This is a genomic window from Burkholderia pyrrocinia (assembly GCF_022809715.1).
In the GTDB taxonomy this organism is placed as follows: domain Bacteria; phylum Pseudomonadota; class Gammaproteobacteria; order Burkholderiales; family Burkholderiaceae; genus Burkholderia; species Burkholderia pyrrocinia_C.
This window is the reverse complement of sequence record NZ_CP094459.1, coordinates 1,553,084-1,571,001: the sequence shown is the minus strand read 5'-3', so window position 1 is coordinate 1,571,001 and position 17,918 is coordinate 1,553,084. Positions and strand designations below refer to the sequence as shown.

The window sequence follows — 17,918 nt, the reverse complement described above, 5'->3', positions numbered from 1 at the left end:
AAAAACAACCGAAATGGCACAGGCTCCTGTCTCCTACCCGCCCTTGCAGGGCGGGCAACTCGTGCTCGGGACGATCGCGGTGTCGCTCGCGGTGTTCATGAACGTGCTCGACACGTCCATCGCGAACGTCGCGATCCCGACCATCTCGGGCGACCTCGGCGTGTCGTCCGACCAGGGCACGTGGGTCATCACGTCGTTCGCGGTCGCGAACGCGATCTCGGTGCCGCTGACGGGCTGGCTGACCGACCGTTTCGGGCAGGTCCGCCTGTTCCTCGCGTCGATCATCCTGTTCGTCATCTCGTCCTGGATGTGCGGCCTCGCGCCGACGCTGCCGTTCCTGCTCGCGTCGCGCGTGCTGCAGGGTGCGGTCGCGGGCCCGATGATTCCGCTGTCGCAATCGCTGCTGCTGTCGAGCTATCCGCGCGCGAAGGCGCCGATGGCGCTCGCGTTGTGGTCGATGACGACGCTGATTGCACCGGTCGCGGGCCCGATCCTCGGCGGCTGGATCTCGGACAACTACTCGTGGCCGTGGATCTTCTACGTGAACATCCCGGTCGGCATCGCCGCGGCGCTCGCCACGTGGTCGATCTACCGCTCGCGCGAATCGACGGTGCGCCGCGCCCCGATCGACGGCGTCGGTCTCGCGCTGCTGGTGCTGTGGGTCGGCTCGCTGCAGATCATGCTCGACAAGGGCAAGGATCTCGACTGGTTCGCATCGACGACGATCGTCGCGCTCGCGCTGATCGCGATCATCTCGTTCGCGTTCTTCGTGATCTGGGAACTGACCGCCGAGCACCCCGTCGTCGATCTTTCGCTGTTCCGGATTCGCAACTTCACGGGCGGTACGGTCGCGCTTGCGGTCGGTTACGGGCTCTACTTCGGCAACCTCGTGCTGCTGCCGCTGTGGCTGCAGACCCAGATCGGCTACACGGCGACCGACGCCGGCCTCGTGATGGCGCCGGTCGGGCTGTTCGCGATCCTGCTGTCGCCGCTGACCGGCAAGTTCCTGCCGCGCACCGATCCGCGCTACATCGCGACCGCCGCGTTCCTCACGTTCGCACTGTGCTTCTGGATGCGCTCGCGCTACACGACGGGCGTCGACGAATGGTCGCTGACGCTGCCGACGCTCGTGCAGGGCATCGCAATGGCCGGCTTCTTCATTCCACTCGTGTCGATCACGTTGTCCGGCCTGCCCGGCCACCGCATTCCCGCGGCTTCCGGCCTGTCGAACTTCGTGCGGATCATGTGCGGCGGTATCGGCACGTCGATCTTCCAGACCGCGTGGGATCACCGCAACAACTTCCATCACGCGCAACTGGTCGAACAGGCGAACGTGTACAACCCGACGTTCAATCAGGCCGTTACGCAGATGGGCAATCTCGGGCTGACGCAGAACCAGGCGCATGGCCTCATCAACAACCAGGCCACGCAACAGGCCGCGCAGCTCGGCGTGAACGACCTGTTCTACATCTCGGCCGTGATCTTCGTGCTGCTGATTGCGCTGATCTGGATCACGAAGCCCGAACGCGCGGGCGGCGGCGATGCCGGTGCGGCAGCGTCGGCGGCACACTGAGCGCCGACCGACACCGCGCCACCGCGCGCCAAACAAAAAGCCCGGTCGAAATCGACCGGGCTTTTTGTTGCTCCGACGGCGCGCTCGCGCCGCTGCGTCAGGCGGCCGTCACGACGAGCCGTTCCGGTGCGAGCACGCCATTCGCCTTGCGCGCCACGCCGAGCAGCCGCGTTGCGTCGTAGACGCGCACGCGCTCGCCGTCGGCCGCATCGATCGGCCCGAGCTCCGACAGCGGCAGGCGCTGACCATGCAGGAACCGCTTCGCGCACGCATCGTCGAGACGAACGGACGGAAACGTCGACAACAATGCATCGACCGGCTGGAGCCACGCATCGCGCGCCGATTCATCGGCGTCCGACAGCGCATCGAGCGTCACCGCATGCTCGAGCGTCAGCGCGCCGACGCCCGTGCGACGCAGCATCGTCAGATGCGCACCGCAACCGAGCGCCTCGCCGATATCCTCCGCCAGCGTGCGCACGTAAGTGCCCTTGCTGCAGGTCACGCGAAACGTCACGTCGGGCATCTCGCAGGCAAGCAGGTCGAGCGCATGGATCGTCACGTTGCGGCCTTCGCGCTCGACGATCTGGCCCGCGCGTGCATATTCGTACAGCGGCTTGCCATCGCGCTTGAGTGCCGAATACATCGGCGGCACCTGCACGATCTCGCCGGTGAAGCACGCGAGCGCGGCCTCCACCGCTGCGCGGTCGCATTCGACCGGCCGCGTGTCGATCACTTCGCCCTCCGCGTCGCCGGTGGCCGTGCGCAGGCCGAGGCGCATCGTCGCCTCGTAGGTCTTGTCGGCCTCGAGCAGATCCTGCGAGAACTTCGTCGCCTCGCCGAAACACAGCGGCAGCAGGCCCGAAGCCAGCGGATCGAGCGTGCCGGTGTGGCCGGCTTTCTTCGCGAGAAGCAGCCGCTTCGCGCGAATCAGCGCATCGTTGCTCGACAGGCCGACCGGCTTGTCGAGCAGGAGGACACCGTCCAGCGCGCGCCGGGGCACGCGCGGGCGTTGGGATGCTGCATTCGTCATAGGCCGGTCGAGTTCAGTCGTCCTTGGTCGGCGCGTCGGCTTCGTCGTCCTTCGCACGCGTCGAATTCGCTTCCTTGATCAGGCGCGACATTTCCACGGCCTTCTCGATCGTCTGGTCGTAATGGAAGTGCAGCGTCGGCACCGTATGAATGTGCAGACGCTTGAACAGCAGGTTGTGCAGGTGCCCCGACGCATGGTTCAGCGCCTCCTGCGTCTTTTCCGGATCGCCGGTGAGCGCCGTGAAGTAGACCTTCGCGTGCGCGTAGTCCGGCGTGAGCTCCACGCTCTGGATGGTCACGATGCCGATGCGCGGGTCTTTGACCTCGCGCATGATGAGTTCGGACAGATCGCGCTGAATCTGGTCGGCGATCTGAACGTTGCGATTGGGAGAAGTCCGTTTCCTGGACATGATCGATCCGTGATCCGTTTATCAGGATGAAGCGGCGGGCCATTGTTGGCGCGCCACTATGAAAATGGGCGGGACAGGCCCAAGCCTGCCCCGCCCATGAGCCGATGCGCGACGGTTACAGCGTACGCGCGACTTCGGTCACTTCGAAGACTTCGAACTGGTCGCCTTCGATGACGTCGTTGAAGTTCTTCACCGACATACCGCACTCGAAGCCTTGCTTCACTTCCTTCACGTCGTCCTTGAAGCGCTTCAGCGATTCGAGTTCGCCCGTGAAGATCACGACGTTGTTGCGCAGCACGCGAACCGACGACGAGCGCTTGACGATACCGTCCGTCACCATACAGCCGGCGACCGTGCCGACCTTCGGTACCTTGAAGACCTGGCGCACCTCGACCATGCCGGTGATGACTTCGCGCTTCTCCGGCGCCAGCATGCCCGACATTGCCGCCTTCACCTCATCCACTGCGTCGTAGATGATGTTGTAGTAGCGGATGTCGATGCCGTTCGACTCGGCCAGCTTGCGCGCCTGTGCATCCGCACGCGTGTTGAAGCCGATGATGACCGCCTTCGATGCCGTCGCGAGGTTGACGTCGTTTTCGCTGATGCCGCCCACCGCGCTGTGCACGATCTGCACGCGCACTTCGTCGGTCGACAGCTTGAGCAGCGACTGCACGAGCGCTTCCTGCGAACCCTGCACGTCTGCCTTGATGATGAGCGGCAGGTTCTGTACTTCGCCTTCGCCCATCTGCTCGAGCATGCTTTCCAGCTTCGCGGCCTGCTGCTTCGCGAGCTTCACGTCACGGAACTTGCCCTGACGGAACAGCGCGATTTCACGTGCCTTGCGCTCGTCCGGCAGCACGATCACTTCCTCGCCCGCACCCGGCACTTCCGACAGACCCTGGATTTCGACCGGGATCGACGGGCCGGCTTCCTTCGTCGGCTTGCCGTTCTCGTCGAGCATCGCGCGCACGCGGCCATAGGCCGTACCCGCCAGCACGATGTCGCCGCGGTTCAGCGTACCGGACTGCACGAGGATCGTCGCGACCGGGCCCTTGCCCTTGTCGAGCTTCGCTTCGATTACGATGCCCTTGGCCGGCGCTTCGACCGGTGCCTTCAGTTCCAGCACTTCGGCCTGCAGCAGCACGTTCTCGAGCAGATCGTCGATGCCGGCACCCGTCTTCGCCGACACCGGCACGAACGGCGAATCGCCGCCGTACTCTTCCGGCACGACGCCTTCCGCGACCAGCTCCTGCTTGACGCGCTCGGGGTTCGCATCCGGCTTGTCGATCTTGTTGATCGCGACGACGATCGGCACGCCACCCGCCTTCGCGTGGGCGATTGCTTCCTTCGTCTGCGGCATCACGCCGTCGTCGGCCGCCACCACCAGCACCACGATGTCGGTCGCCTTCGCGCCGCGTGCACGCATTGCCGTGAACGCCTCGTGACCCGGCGTATCGAGGAACGTGATGACGCCGCGCGGCGTATCGACGTGATATGCGCCGATGTGCTGCGTAATGCCGCCCGCTTCGCCCGCGGCAACCTTCGCGCGGCGGATGTGGTCGAGCAGCGAGGTCTTGCCGTGGTCGACGTGACCCATCACCGTGACGACCGGCGGACGCGGCAGTTGCTCCGCGTCGGTGGTCGTTTCACCTTCGACGAGCAGCGCTTCCGGATCGTCCAGCTTCGCGGCGACCGCGCGGTGGCCCAGTTCCTCGACGACGATCATCGCCGTTTCCTGGTCCAGCACCTGGTTGATCGTGACCATCTGGCCCATCTTCATCATCACCTTGATGACTTCCGAGGCCTTGATCGACATCTTGTGCGCGAGATCGGCAACCGACACGGTTTCCGGCACGTGCACTTCACGCACGATCGGCTCGGTCGGCGCCTGGAACGACGATGCGCTGTCCTGGTGGCGGCCACGGCCCTTCGGGCCGCCGCGCCAGCCGCGGTCGACGCCGCCGCTCGAATCGCCGCGCGTCTTGATGCCGCGGCGCTTCGCTGCGTCGTCCTGCCAGCCGCCCTTGCCTGCGCCCGGCTTCTTGTTGCGGTCGCCCGCGCCTGCCGGTGCTTGCGTCGTGGCCGGTGCTGCGCCGGCCGGCTTCTTCACTGCCGGACGCGCCTGCGCGCCTTCAGGCTTCGCCGGCTTGTGCAGCGTGCCCTTCGCTTCGGCCGGCTTCGGCGGCTCGACCGGCTTCGGCGGCTCGACTGCCTTGACCACGGCCTTGCGCGGCGTGTTCATCATTTCGCGGATCGCGCGCGCTTCGGCCTCGGCGGCCGCACGGCGCTTGCTGATCTCTTCCTGCTCGGCGCGCGCCTTGTCCGCCGCCTCGCGGGCAGCATCCTCGGCCTTCTTCGCCGCTTCGCGCTGCGCCGCACGTTCGGCAGCCGCACGGGCTTCGGCGGCCGCGCGCGCTTCGTCCTGCGCGGACTGCGCACTCGGTGCTTCCGGCTCGGCCGCGGCGGCCTGCTGCGCTGCCGCCTGCTGCTGTGCCGCAGCGGCTTCGGCCGCAGCACGCTTCGCCGCAGCTTCTTCCTCGGCGCGACGGCGCTCGGCTTCAGCCGCTTCCTCGCGAGCGCGGCGCTCGGCTTCCTCGCGCTCGAGGCGCTCCTGGCGCTCGCGCAGTTCCTGAGCCTGCTTTTCGAGCAGCTCGGCCTCGCGGCGCGCTTCTTCCTCGCGACGCTTCAGTTCTGCATCGTCGTCCGCTTCTGCGGCCTGCGCCTGACCCTGTTCCGCGCCATCGCTCACGTCGTCGCGCTTGACGAACGTGCGCTTCTTGCGGACCTCGACCTGAATGGTGCGAGCCTTGCCCGTCGCGTCAGATTGCTTGATCTCCGACGTATGCTTGCGGGTCAGCGTGATCTTGCGCTTGTCGCCGTCGGTTGCGCCGTGCGACTTGCGCAAATGATCGAGCAGACGCGCCTTGTCCGCTTCGGACAGCGCATCGTCTTCACTCGCTTTCTGGACGCCCGCTGCCTGCAGCTGTTCGAGCAGCACACCAGCAGGCATTTTCAGTTCCGCGGCAAATTGGGCTACGTTGTTACTCGCCATTCATTCCTCTTAGTGCAAGGACCGATTCCTTGCTGTTAGCATCGGGTCAGGCCATACGGCCGCCATCAAATCAGTGCGCCATGGTCATTTCTCACTGGAACCAGTGTTCACGTGCTTTCATGATCAACGCCTTAGCGGCATCCTCTTCCATCCCGGTCAGGTCGACCAGTTCATCCACTGCAAGCTCGGCGAGATCGTCTCGCGTCTGCACACCATGTTCGGCCAGCTTCGCGAGCAGCTCCGGCGTGACGCCGTCGAGGCTCTTCAGATCCAGCGCTGCGTTCTCGACCTTTTCTTCGTTCGCGATCGCCATCGTCAACAGCGCATCGCGTGCGCGGTTGCGCAGTTCGTGCACGGTGTCCTCGTCGAACGCCTCGATTTCGAGCATTTCGTTGAGCGGCACGTAAGCGATCTCTTCGAGGCTCGTGAAGCCTTCGTCGATCAGGATGTCGGCAACTTCTTCGTCGACGTCGAGACGCGCCATGAACAGCGCACGCAGCCGGTCGCGCTCTTCACCCTGCTTCAGGGCGGATTCGTCCGGCGTCATGATGTTGATCTGCCAGCCGGTCAACTCGCCGGCAAGGCGAACGTTCTGACCGCTGCGGCCGATCGCGACAGCCAGCTCGTTCTCGTCGACGACGACGTCCATCGAATGCTTTTCTTCATCGACGACGATCGACTGGACAGCTGCCGGCGCGAGCGCGCCGATCACGAACTGGGCGGGATCCTCCGACCATAGCACGATGTCGATGTTTTCGCCACCGAGCTCGTTGCGCACGGCCTGCACGCGCGAGCCGCGAATGCCGACGCAGGTGCCGATCGGATCGATCCGCTTGTCGTACGCGATGACGCCGATCTTCGCGCGCACGCCCGGGTCGCGGGCCGCCGCCTTGATCTCGAGCAGGCCCTGCTCGATTTCCGGCACTTCCATCTCGAACAGCTTCATCAGGAACTCGGGCGCCGTGCGCGACAGCTCGATCTGCGGGCCGCGCGCGGTGCGGTCGACCTTCGCGATGTACGCGCGCACGCGGTCGCCCACGCGCAGGTTTTCCTTCGGGATCAGCTGGTCGCGGCGCAGCAGCGCTTCGACACGGCCCGATTCGACGATGAAGTTGCCCTTGTCGAGGCGCTTCACCGTGCCCGTCATGATCTTTTCGCCGCGCTCGAGGTAATCGTTCAGGATCTGCTCGCGCTCCGCGTCGCGCACCTTCTGCAGGATCACCTGCTTCGCGGCCTGCGCGCCGATGCGACCGAACTCGATCGACGGTACGGGTTCCTCGACATATTCGCCGACTTCGACGTCGGGCTTCTGCTCACGTGCTTCGAACAGCAGGATCTCGCGATCCGGCTCCTGCAAGCCTGCCTCGTCGGGCACGACGAGCCAGCGACGGAAGGTTTCGTGCTCGCCGCTTTCGCGATCGATATGGACGCGGATTTCGGCGCCTTCGTCGAACAGCTTCTTGGAAGCGGACGCGAGCGCAGCCTCGAGGGCGCCCAGCACCACATCCTTGTCGACGTTTTTCTCGCGCGCCAGCGCATCCACCAGCATCAACACTTCGCGACTCATTATTTGCGGCTCCTAAAGTCAACTTGCGGAATCAGGCGGGCTTTGTCGATATCGGCCAGCGTGAAATCCAGCATGGCCGCCTCGCCCTTCTTCCCTTCAAATTCCAAACCGATCGTTTCGCCATTCGGCGCGTGCAGAATGCCCCGGTACGTCTTGCGCCCGTCCAGCGGCTTTTTCAAGGTCACGGAAACTTCGCTGCCGGCGAAGCGCTCGAAGTCGGCCAGCTTCTTCAACGGGCGGTCGAGCCCCGGGGACGAGACTTCGAGCCGTTCGTAATCGATGTTTTCGACCGTCAAGACGTGCTGGAGCTGACGCGTGACCTTTTCGCAATCTTCGAGCGAGATGCCGGCAGGCTGATCGATATAGATGCAAAGCATGCCGCGCCCGGTGCGCTCGAGATCCACCAGCTCGTAGCCGAGCCCGGTGACCGTGGTTTCTATCAGTTCCGTCAGTTGCACAGTGTCCTCTCAGGTGTTCGCGCCCGCCGCTCGCGATTCACCCGCGGGCGCGCGCCTTAGCCGGCGCAGGAAGCGCTACCCGAGATGCCTAACCGTTTCAGCAAAAAAAAATGGGCGGAACGCCCATCTTTCTTACTGGTGGTCGCACCTGAGCCGCACATTGAATCCGTACGCCCAGCGACTCCGCGATTATAGCGATTTTTGGCGCAAACGCCAAGCCAGCCGGTGAAAGCAGCGTTTCGACTGCCTTTACGGACCGAAAATGCGAAATCGGGCTACCCGATCAACCGGCGCAATCCGGCCGCACCGGAGATCGGGCATGCCGGCTGCCATCCAGCGGCACGCGGCATATATATACAGTCGAAATCAAGAAACGCAACGCGTCGCGCCGACAAAACCGGACGGATGCCGATCCTGCCGGCACGCCGGCGGCTTTGCGCCGCCGCATGCCGCGATACGCTTAGCGGCTGCGCGTGCGGCTGCGCTGCGGACGCGGGCTGCCGCCGCGCGGGCCGCCGCCGTTGCCGGCGCCTTCGGGACGATTACCGTTCGGATTGCGATTGCCGCCCTTGCCGCCGCCTCGCTTGCCGCCCGCCGGGCCCTCACGCTTGGGGCCCGCGCCGTACGACGCGCGGTTGCCGTCGACATCACGGCCGCCGCCAGCGCGGTTGCCATCTCGGCCGCCGCCGCCCGAGCGGTTGCCGTCGCGGCCGCCGCCAGCACGGTTGCCGTAGCCCGACGGCGCAACCGGCAGGCTGCCGTAGCCGCTCAGGCCCGGCAGACCCGGCCCGCCGCGACGGCCACCGCCACGGCGCGGCTGGTCGAGCTGCCCGTGCGTCGTCAGCACCGGCTCGCGACTGATGAAGCCCATCGACGTCAGCATCGGATCGGGCTGGCGGCGCTCTGCCTGGCCGGCACCGCCACGCTTGCCTTTCTCCTCGGACGGTGCCTTCAGGCCGACGGTCGCCATCAGCTTGCGCACCTGCGCGTCGTCGAGCTCCTCCCAGCGACCGCGCTTCAGACCGCGCGGCAGCGGGATCGGGCCGTGACGCGTACGGATCAGGCGGCTCACCATCAGGCCGGCCGCCTCGAACATCCGGCGCACTTCGCGGTTGCGGCCTTCGGCCAGCGCGACGTGATACCAGTGGTTCGTGCCTTCGCCGCCGCCATCGCGGATGCGCAGGAAATTGGCGGGGCCGTCGTCCAGCTCGACGCCGTGCAGCAGCTTTTGCCGGTTGCCTTCGGTGAGCTCGCCGACCACCCGCACCGCGTACTCACGCTCGACGCTGTAGCGCGGATGCATGAAGCGGTTCGCGAGGTCGCCCGACGTCGTCAGCATCAGCAGACCTTCGGTATTGAAGTCGAGGCGGCCCACCGCAAGCCATTTCGCCGTCTTCATCGGCGGCAGGCGGTCAAACACCGACGGACGGCCTTCCGGATCCGCATGGCTGACGATTTCGCCCGTCGGCTTGTGGTACAGCAGCACGCGCGGCGGCTTGTTCGGCAGCTTGCGCTTGACCGGCTTGCCGTTGATCCGCACCTGGTCGGTCGGCATGATGCGCTGGCCGATGTGCGCGGGCTCGCCGTTCACCGACACGCGGCCGGCGACGATCAGCTCTTCCATTTCGCGACGCGAGCCCATCCCCGCTTCCGCCAGCACCTTGTGCAGCTTCGGCGCGTCGTCGTCCGGCGACAGCACGCGCTTGTTCGCCGGCTGGCTGCGGCCGCGACGCAGCATCGGCGCACGCACGCCGCTGCCGCCCGCGGAGTTGTCCGCGTCGAATGCGGGCGACGTCACGTATGCGAACAGTTCGTCCTGGGACGCATCGCCCTCCGCCTTGGCCGGGCTGCCTTCAGCCTTCGGTGCGCCGCCACGGCGGCCTTGGCCGCCCTGGCCGCCTTGTGCACCCTGGCCGCCCTTGGCAGCGCCTTCGCGCTTGCCGGCCGGCTTGCGGCCGCCCTTGGCGGCGCCTTCCTTGCGCGGTGCGCGCGCGGGCTGCGCTTCGACGGCCTCGGCCGGCTGCGCGTCCGCGCCTTCGCCGCCCTGCGGCTCGCCTTCGGCGCCCTTCGACTTGGCCGCCGCGCGACGCCGCGCGATCAGGCTGCGCGGGCCTCGCCGCAGACCGCGGCGGGGACGCTCGTCGCCACCCGCGGCCGAAGCGTCCTGCTCCGGTGCATCGTCGGCACGCGCTGCCTGCACGGCAGGCGCGGACGATTCAATATCGTGGATATCTGTCAAAACAACCTCAAAATGTCAGGTCTCGCGCCCGGCGCGGGCGCGGCAAGAAGTTGGCCGCGTTCAGGCGCGACGCTGTTCGGGTTCTGCTTCGTCGTCCGGCAGCGCGTCGGCGCCGATGGGCGCACTGGCGCTTCGTACGGCATCGGCGAGACTGTCGGACGTGTCGTCCAGCATCTCGCCGTCCGCGGGACGGGAACGGGAGGCGTCGGCCTGGCCAACCTCGCCGGGCATGTCGCCGGCCGCTTCCGCTCCGTCTCCGGCAGCCGCTTCGGCGGCCGGCTTGCGATCTTCCTCGCTCCGATCCGCGCGCAGCGGCTCGGGCTGCACATCGGTCGGCACTGCTTCGGCGCCAACCTGTTCCGTTTGTTCCGTTTGCCGGCGATCAGCATCGAGCGTATCGCGGTTCGGCATTTCCTGCGTCGACGCGACATCGGTCGCGGCATCCCCCGGCAATTCGGCCAATTGGCCGGCGGACGCTTCATCCGCCTGCGCCTGCGGCACGTCGTCTGCTGCGTCACCGGCTTGCGGCGTGTCGTCGGCAACCGGTACGGCGCCGTCGAAGTCCATTGCGTGCTGCGCAAGCAGCGCGGCCTCGATGTTCGCTGCCGGCTCCTCGAGCGCCGGCAGCTCGTCGAGCGCCTTCAGGCCGAGATCGTCGAGGAACTGCTTGGTCGTCGCATACAGCGCCGGACGCCCCGGCACGTCACGATGACCGATCACCTCGATCCAGCCGCGATCCTCGAGTTGCTTGACCACCTGCGTATTGACCGTGACGCCGCGAATCTCTTCGATGTCGCCGCGCGTGACGGGTTGCCGGTACGCGATGATCGCGAGCGTTTCGAGCACCGCGCGCGAATATTTCGGCGGCTTCTCGGGATGCAGGCGATCCAGATAGTGACGCATCGCCGGCTTGCTCTGGAAGCGCCATCCGGTCGCCAGCGCCACCAGTTCGACGCCGCGGCCGGACCAATCCTGTTTCAGATCTTCGAGCAACGTGCGGACCGTGTCAGCCGACACGCCGTCGGCAAAGAGCTTGCGCAAATCGCCGAGTTTCAGCGGTTCCTGCGCGCAGATCAAAGCAGTCTCGAGGACGATCTTCGCCTCTTGGGTATTCATGCAGCTAGGCCAGACCCTGTGGTCAAACGAACCGGATCAACAAACAGACGAAAGGAACGGAAGACGCGCTCGCCCGATTCTGATCGGTCATATTGATGGGAGCACGAACCGGGGGCGGCGAACCAACTTCAGGCCAGGCCCAAACCGGACGGAACAGCACGGCTCAACGACGGAACCGCGTGACTGAGCGCCATATTACGCAAAATTGCCCGGTGCGTAAAGATGAGCAGATCGGCCCGCCGCCAGTGCGCCGCGCCCGCTCCGGCCCTGCTTCAGCGGGCAACCGCGCCGTGCGCGAGGAACCGGCGCAGCCGCTCGACGCCCGCGTCGAGTCGTGCCGGATCGCATGCGTAGCACCAGCGCACGAATCCTTCCCCCTCCGGGCCGAATGCCCGCCCGGGCGCGAGGCCGAGCCCCGCATCGCGCACCAGCGTCTTGCAGAACGCGAGACTGTCGGCCGCGCCCGGCAGGCGCAGGAACAGGTACATCGCGCCCGGTGGAGGCGGCACCTCGACGCCCGGCAGCGTCCGCAGCGCGGCGACCAGGTGATCGCGCGCTTCGCGCAGCGCCGCGACGAACGACCGCACGAACGGCTCGCCGTCGCGCAGCGCGACCTCGCCCGCGGCCTGCACGAAGCCCGGCGCGCACGACGTGTTGTATTCGACGAGCTTCGACAGATCGCCCATCACCGATGCCGGCGCAATGAGCCATCCCAGCCGCCAGCCCGTCATCGCCCATGCCTTCGAGAACGAATTCACGACAACGACCCGCTCATCGCGCGATGCGATATCGAGGAACGACGGCGCGCCGCCGTCGCCGAACGCAAGCCGTTCGTACACCTCGTCGGCGACCAGCCAGATGCCGTGACGCCGACAATGGGCAAGCACGGCCCGCTGATCGTCGCGCGACATCGTCCAGCCGGTCGGATTGTTCGGCGAGTTGACCAGCAGCATCCGCGTATCGGGCGTCAGCGCGTCGAGCAGCCGGTCGACATCGAGCTGCCAGCCCGCGTCGCCATAGCCGAGCGGCACGCATTCGACCTGCGCGCCGAGGATCTTCGGAATCTCGACGAGATTCGGCCACAGCGGCGTGACCTCGACGACACGCTCGCCCGGGCCGACCAGCATCTGCGCGGCCAGCATCAGCGCGTTCACGCCCGAACTCGTCACGGCGACCGTGTCGGCCGCCGTCGCACCATGACGCGCGCTCACGTAGGCCGCAATCGCGTCGCGCAGCGGCGCAGTGCCGAGGTTGTGCGTGTAGAAGGTCGCGCCGTCGCGCAGCGCCGCGGCCGCGGCGTCGCGGATGAAATCCGGCGTCACGCGGTCGGACTCGCCGAACCAGAACGGCAGCATGTCCGGCACGCCGAAGCCGGCGTTCGCCACCTCACGGATCAGCGACGGACGCAGCGCGTGCACCGCGGCGCGCGCCGCCGGCTCGTCGGTCGTCGGGGAAAAACCTGCGGAATGCGTCATCGAGAACCACCGCCCAGGAACACGATCCACGTAGTGTACCGGCCCGCAAGCCGGGCCGCGTCGCTTCCGCGCACGTCAGTCGAGGTCTTCCGCCCTCGCCGGCATCTGCCGCACGAGTTCCCAGATCGCCTGCGCCGCGGGCGACAACGACCGGTCGCGGCGGCGCACCAGTTCGACCGTGCGCTCGGTGCGCGGCGTGAGCGGCCGCGCGACGAGTGTCGAGCCGGTCGGCAGCGGCAGCGACAGCCACGGCTGCACGCTCACGCCGACGCCGGCCTCGACGAGCCCGAACACGGTCGCCGAATGCCCGAGTTCCTGCATCACCGTCGCATTGACATGATGGGCGGCCAGCGCGGCATCGATCAGCGGCCGGCTTCCCGACGCGTGATCGAGGAGCACGAGGCGCTCGCCGTCCAGCGCCGTCCACGGCACCTCGGAACGCGCCGCGAGCGGATGATCGGCACGCGCGACGAGGCAAAACGAATCGGTCATCAGCGGTTCGCAGACGAGATCGGCGACCGTAAGCGGCCCGATCACGACGCCGAAATCGACTTCGCTCGACTTCACCTTGCGCAGCACGTCGCTCTGCACGTCGTCTCGCAGGCCAAGCGTCACGAACGGAAACTGGCGCTCGCACGATGCAACCACGCGCGGCATCAGCCTGCAGGCGATCGTCGGGCTCGCCGCGACGATCACGCGCCCGCGGCGCTGCTCGCCGATCTCGCGAATCTCGCGCAGCGTGTCGTCGAGATCGTCGATCAGACGCGACACGCTCGCGATCAGGTTCGCGCCGACGTCGGTGAGTTGCACGTCGCGCGTCGTGCGGTCGATCAACTTCAGCCCAAGCTCGGCCTCGAGCTCCCGCACGCAGCGGCTGACCGCGGACTGCGTGAGCCCGATCTCGTCGCCCGCGCGACTGAAGCTCTTGAGCCGCGCTACCTCGATGAATACGCGAAGCTGGCGCAGCGTGACGTTCATCTCCTGACCTCATCAATCGTCGATATCGATGCACGATTTTAATGCGTGAATCCGGCTTCGATGCGCGAATCCGGCACCGGTCGCACATGTTTCGCTGCGGTGCAATACACAAGCAAACGCACGCAGCACGGGCGAACTGCACAAGATTGGTGATTGTCCCGATTTGCTGGCGGGTTATTTTGGCGTCTTATACGCCCCTAGCTGACTTAGCCGTTAGCTCGCTGCCAAGCGGCTCTCGAGGGATTCGCCTCCGACGTGGCACGCTTCGTGCATTACCTGGCGCACAGGGCGTAGGTTTCGTCGGATGGAAAGGCAGAAACGCCGCTGCCGGCCAACCGGACGCCCCCACCCGGCACTCGACGATCGAGTGCTTGAAGAGTGCGCGGCGCAGGGCAGCGCACCGGAGTTAGCTTCGCTGAGGTGAGGACATGATGCTGTTCGACGATTTGAGAGATAACGAGTGGGCGCTGGTCGAAGGTCTGTTTTGCTCGGAACCCGCACGGAGTGAGCGGCGCGGCCGCCCCCGAGTGGAAGCACGCTCGGTGGTAAACGCCGTGTTGTGGGTGCTGTCGACGGGTGAAGGCTGGTCGAAGCTGCCGGGCCGCTATCCGTCGCCGCCGACCTGCCGCCGTCGCTTCGACGAATGGCAGGCGGATGGCACGCTCGCCGAAATCGTGAAGCGACTCGGCACGAGCGGCCGGCAGATCTCGCTGCGCGGGCGCATCGGCGCAAGCGCCGCGAAGCCGCCCGCACCGCCGAGCCGCGACCGGCTGCGCGGCGCCTTCTGGACCAATCCGGAATCCTGGCGCGCCCCCGTCAAGATGGCGTAACGAATGCTCGATCGGGCGGCTTCGGCCGCCCGGTTTCTTTCCGCGACGCGATCTTTTCGCGACGCCTGCGTTGCTGTCGAATACCGTTGTCGTGCCGCGATACAACTATTTACCAATATTTACAGCAAGCCTGCACTCCCACGCTTACCTTAGCGAAATATCAACAGGCCGCACCGACGGCTTGAAGGGAGCCCCGCCATGAGACCAATGTCACTGCTCGTCGCATGCGGCATTGTCATTTCCCTGGCGCTGACCGCTCCAGCTCACGCCGACGATCGCGCAAAACCGCCTCATCGCCAGCAGGATCACCGCAATACTCTCCGCCAGCCGCCGTCTGCAGCCCCGTCCGGCCGGCAAACCGTGCCGCGCGGCGACCTGCGCGGCGACATCGCCAGCAATGCGCGTGCGCGCATCGGCTCGCAGCCGTCCGACATGCCGCGTCATCCGTAGTCCTGCCAATTTCAGGATATCGTCGAAGAAAATGCCCGCTTTCGGGAACTGCGCCGCATGCGACGAGTCACATCGTTGCCATGAGCACAGCGTGGCAACAGCAAAAGTATCCGGTACGCCCGTATCCTCGCGATACGGGCTTTTTTTTGACGTCGCCGGCTTGCGCGGCGACGCCCGAGGCGGATGGTCCGCCGCTACAGGCGGCTTTCGAGAATCGCCACGGCGCTGGCTTCGCTCAATGCGTAGTCGTCCATGCGGCGATCGGTCCAGGAAAGTAATTTCTCGTCGCGCTCGAGGCGCGAAAATTCGGCTCGACCACTGTCGGTCAGCACGGCGATGTCCACCGGTGCGTGAAAACCCGGCGCGGGGGCAACGGTCTTCTGCCTGACCGTGTCCATCAGCCCGAGCGAACGGAGATACTCGAACACGCCCGGGCGGCGTGCCCACGGTACCTGGCGGTACTGCACTCGTCTCAATGCGTCGAGCACCGCTTCGTTGGAATACGTGGCCATCTCGATTCTTTCTTAAAGTGCAGCGACAATGCGAAGCGGTGCGCCGGGCAGGGTCTCCGCCCGCCGATACCGCCACCGATTCTGGAGGCCGACGTTCGGCGTCGCTTCAGGGCCGGATCGTCAGCCGTCCATAAAAAGACACCATACCCCAATCAAATTGATTCTGTTCGATTCATTTGTACTTCTCTTCATCTGTTTCATGCTCTGCCGCAAGCGGCGACGAGTCATCTCGATCGCCGCCGTTGCGCTGTTCTGGCTGCTCGCGACAGGCTGGCTCACCGCGCCGCTGATCGCGTGGAGCGAGGCGGGCGTCGTGCCGGTCGAGCACCCGGACATGCATGGGCGAACCACGCTGATTCTGCTCGGCACCGGCACGCGCCGCACCGACTCCGGGCTGCAGCCGCCGCCCGATGGCATCGCGCGCATCCACAAGGTGGCGGCGCTTTATCGCGTGTGCCGGCAGCAGGCCGAGCGCTGCACCGTATTGATGTCGGGCGGCGACCCGCAGCATCACGGCGAAACCGAGGCAGCCGTATACGGCCGCCAGCTCATCGAGGAAGGCGTCGCCCCCGGCGACCTCGTTCTCGAACCGAACAGCCGCACAACCTACGAAAACGCGAAATTCACTGCGTCTATACTACGCCCACAGTATGACGACGCACGCATTCTCGTCACCTCGTCGTATCAGATGCGCCGTGCCCTGCTCGATTTCCGCCGATTCGGCATCGATCCGCAGCCCGTTTATGCGAATCGCCGGCGTGCGCAAACAGGCTGGCTGCCACGCTGGCGCAACGTGGCCAACGCCGAGCAGGCGCTGCACGAGCTGGTCGGCATCGCGCAATTCCACGTCTACCGATGGCTCGGATGGTTCTGACGACTGCGCGAAAACGGGAGCGGAATGGCAGTACTGCCCAGGATGGCAGGCGCGTGACGAAGTGCGCGAAGTGTTGCGCGACTTCAACGCGGCCTTGCGTCGCGCCACGATCCGGCGCACATTGATCCGTCACTTTTGTTACACTCGACACGCACTCGTTTGCAGTCGCCAGACAAAACGGCAACATTCGGGTTCATCACCACTTAGCGGAGGTAAAGCAATGAAGAAGACGTCCCTGGCTATCCTGGTAGCGATGTCGGCGCTGACTGGCGCAGCGTATGCGCAAGAGAGCACGGAAATCAAGACCATTACCGATCCGGCCAAGATCTCCGAGATCGAGCAGCGCGCACAGGCGCTGCAGCAGCAACAAGCGGCCGAAGCCGCTCAGCCGGCGATGCAGGAAGAGCATCACCACGGCAAGAAGGCTGCTCACCACAAGGCTGCTGCGAAGAAGGCCGGCAAGAAGGCTGCCAAGGCCGCTCCGGCAGAAGCTGCCAGCCAGTAAGTTCGGCGGTACCGCACAAGCGAAAAGCCGAATCCGGGCAACCGGGTTCGGCTTTTTTGGTTGCGGTGCCCGCGCGCTGTGCTAAAGTCGCGCACCGAAATTTTCCACCCGTGCGCACCCCGGTGCGGAGGACAGCATGAGCAACATTCAACTCGACATCGAGTGGACCGAAGCCGCCACTCGCCAGATCAAGCAACTGATGCCCCGCGGCTCGGCCGACGCATTCCTCGCGCTGCCGCCGATCGAGTGCCTGCCGATGGAAGGCGACGTGCTCTTCCTCGGCCCGCAAGGCAAGCAGCAACCGTTCATCGTCGCCGAGCGCCAGTATCATCACGACGGCGACGCCGACTGGACGATCATCCTGATCCTCGACGTACCCGGCACGTCGCACTGACGCGCTACTGCGACCGGACACGTCCGGTCGCCCCCCCCTGCTCAGACGAGCTTCGACAGCACGCGGATTTCGGCACTTTCGATCCAGTCCGCGGCCGCTTCGCGATAAGCGAGAATGTGCGCGGAACGCGCATGGGCGGCCAGCGCCTCCTCGCTCTCCCAGCGCTCGACGAACACGAACCGAACGGGCTCCTTCAGATCCCGGTGCAGGTCGTACTGCAATGCACCGGCTTCGTTGCGGGTCGGCTCGACGATCCCTTCGAGCGCGGTGCGCAGCTTGTCCTCGGCGCCCGGCTTCGCGACGATCAGCGCCACGACTGCTATTTCCGCCATTCCCGACTCCTTCATCCAGAAAATTCCGAGAATACGCGAATCACGCATCGCGCATCGGCCACGCCGATGCAGCACTGCACGACGGCCAAAAAAATAGCCCGCGCTTCGGAGAAGCGCGGGCGAA

The 17,918-nt window shown here is 65.9% G+C and carries 16 protein-coding genes and 1 pseudogene; 6 read left to right on the top strand and 11 right to left on the bottom strand.

The features are described from left to right. Positions 1-13: 13 nt before the first annotated feature. Positions 14-1,573 (top strand): DHA2 family efflux MFS transporter permease subunit, encoded by a 1,560-nt coding sequence (locus tag MRS60_RS07375; RefSeq protein WP_034184031.1) that lies wholly within the window; start codon positions 14-16, stop codon positions 1,571-1,573. Between the two features lie 97 nt (positions 1,574-1,670). Here MRS60_RS07375 and truB read toward each other — a convergent pair whose 3' ends face one another. The 9 genes from truB to MRS60_RS07330 form a co-directional block, all read right to left on the bottom strand. Next, the gene (gene truB, locus MRS60_RS07370; protein WP_243565477.1) at positions 1,671-2,603 is read right to left on the bottom strand and encodes a tRNA pseudouridine(55) synthase TruB; all 933 of its coding nucleotides are present in this window, start codon (positions 2,601-2,603) and stop codon (positions 1,671-1,673) included. Positions 2,604-2,616: 13 nt separating this feature from the next. Beyond that, on the bottom strand, positions 2,617-3,012 hold the full coding sequence (gene rbfA / locus MRS60_RS07365; RefSeq protein WP_243565476.1) for a 30S ribosome-binding factor RbfA: 396 nt from the start codon (positions 3,010-3,012) through the stop codon (positions 2,617-2,619). Between the two features lie 115 nt (positions 3,013-3,127). Further along, the gene (gene infB / locus MRS60_RS07360; RefSeq protein ID WP_034184028.1) at positions 3,128-6,064 is read right to left on the bottom strand and encodes a translation initiation factor IF-2; all 2,937 of its coding nucleotides are present in this window, start codon (positions 6,062-6,064) and stop codon (positions 3,128-3,130) included. 91 nt (positions 6,065-6,155) lie between these two features. Then, on the bottom strand, positions 6,156-7,631 hold the full coding sequence (gene nusA / locus MRS60_RS07355; protein ID WP_034184027.1) for a transcription termination factor NusA: 1,476 nt from the start codon (positions 7,629-7,631) through the stop codon (positions 6,156-6,158). Beyond that, positions 7,631-8,089, bottom strand: a complete 459-nt coding sequence (rimP, locus tag MRS60_RS07350) for a ribosome maturation factor RimP (protein ID WP_011351796.1) — start codon at positions 8,087-8,089, stop codon at positions 7,631-7,633. Before rimP ends, nusA begins: the two co-directional genes overlap by 1 nt. A 460-nt stretch (positions 8,090-8,549) precedes the next feature. Then, a complete protein-coding gene (rluB, locus tag MRS60_RS07345) occupies positions 8,550-10,328 on the bottom strand; it encodes a 23S rRNA pseudouridine(2605) synthase RluB (protein ID WP_243565475.1) in 1,779 nt (592 codons plus the stop codon). A gap of 60 nt (positions 10,329-10,388) precedes the next feature. Beyond that, a complete protein-coding gene (scpB, locus tag MRS60_RS07340; protein ID WP_034184025.1) occupies positions 10,389-11,444 on the bottom strand; it encodes an SMC-Scp complex subunit ScpB in 1,056 nt (351 codons plus the stop codon). A 272-nt stretch (positions 11,445-11,716) separates the two neighbouring features. After that, complete coding sequence (locus MRS60_RS07335) at positions 11,717-12,919, bottom strand: pyridoxal phosphate-dependent aminotransferase (RefSeq protein ID WP_243565474.1); 1,203 nt, start codon at positions 12,917-12,919, stop codon at positions 11,717-11,719. Positions 12,920-12,994: 75 nt separating this feature from the next. Continuing rightward, complete coding sequence (locus tag MRS60_RS07330; protein WP_243565473.1) at positions 12,995-13,897, bottom strand: LysR family transcriptional regulator; 903 nt, start codon at positions 13,895-13,897, stop codon at positions 12,995-12,997. Positions 13,898-14,328: 431 nt separating this feature from the next. Here MRS60_RS07330 and MRS60_RS07325 point away from each other — a divergent pair. Then, positions 14,329-14,724 (top strand): annotated as a pseudogene (locus MRS60_RS07325) (transposase); the annotation flags it as partial. A 201-nt stretch (positions 14,725-14,925) separates the two neighbouring features. Further along, positions 14,926-15,177, top strand: a complete 252-nt coding sequence (locus MRS60_RS07320) for a hypothetical protein (RefSeq protein WP_105393023.1) — start codon at positions 14,926-14,928, stop codon at positions 15,175-15,177. A gap of 194 nt (positions 15,178-15,371) precedes the next feature. Here the strand turns inward: MRS60_RS07320 and MRS60_RS07315 are convergent, their stop codons facing one another. Further along, on the bottom strand, positions 15,372-15,689 hold the full coding sequence (locus MRS60_RS07315) for a hypothetical protein (protein ID WP_006495354.1): 318 nt from the start codon (positions 15,687-15,689) through the stop codon (positions 15,372-15,374). Between the two features lie 157 nt (positions 15,690-15,846). Here MRS60_RS07315 and MRS60_RS07310 point away from each other — a divergent pair, with 157 nt between their 5' ends. The 3 genes from MRS60_RS07310 (at position 15,847) to MRS60_RS07300 (ending at position 17,462) form a co-directional block, all read left to right on the top strand. Continuing rightward, the gene (locus MRS60_RS07310) at positions 15,847-16,563 is read left to right on the top strand and encodes a YdcF family protein (protein ID WP_105393022.1); all 717 of its coding nucleotides are present in this window, start codon (positions 15,847-15,849) and stop codon (positions 16,561-16,563) included. 220 nt (positions 16,564-16,783) lie between these two features. Then, positions 16,784-17,068 carry a hypothetical protein gene (locus tag MRS60_RS07305; protein ID WP_034184020.1) on the top strand — a complete coding sequence of 95 codons (285 nt, stop codon included), beginning with the start codon at positions 16,784-16,786 and terminating at the stop codon, positions 17,066-17,068. A 136-nt stretch (positions 17,069-17,204) separates the two neighbouring features. After that, complete coding sequence (locus tag MRS60_RS07300; protein WP_034184019.1) at positions 17,205-17,462, top strand: hypothetical protein; 258 nt, start codon at positions 17,205-17,207, stop codon at positions 17,460-17,462. A gap of 41 nt (positions 17,463-17,503) precedes the next feature. On the opposite strand, the gene MRS60_RS07295 is transcribed toward MRS60_RS07300, so the two are convergent. Then, on the bottom strand, positions 17,504-17,794 hold the full coding sequence (locus tag MRS60_RS07295) for a putative quinol monooxygenase (RefSeq protein WP_175749332.1): 291 nt from the start codon (positions 17,792-17,794) through the stop codon (positions 17,504-17,506). Between the last annotated feature and the right edge of the window lie 124 nt (positions 17,795-17,918).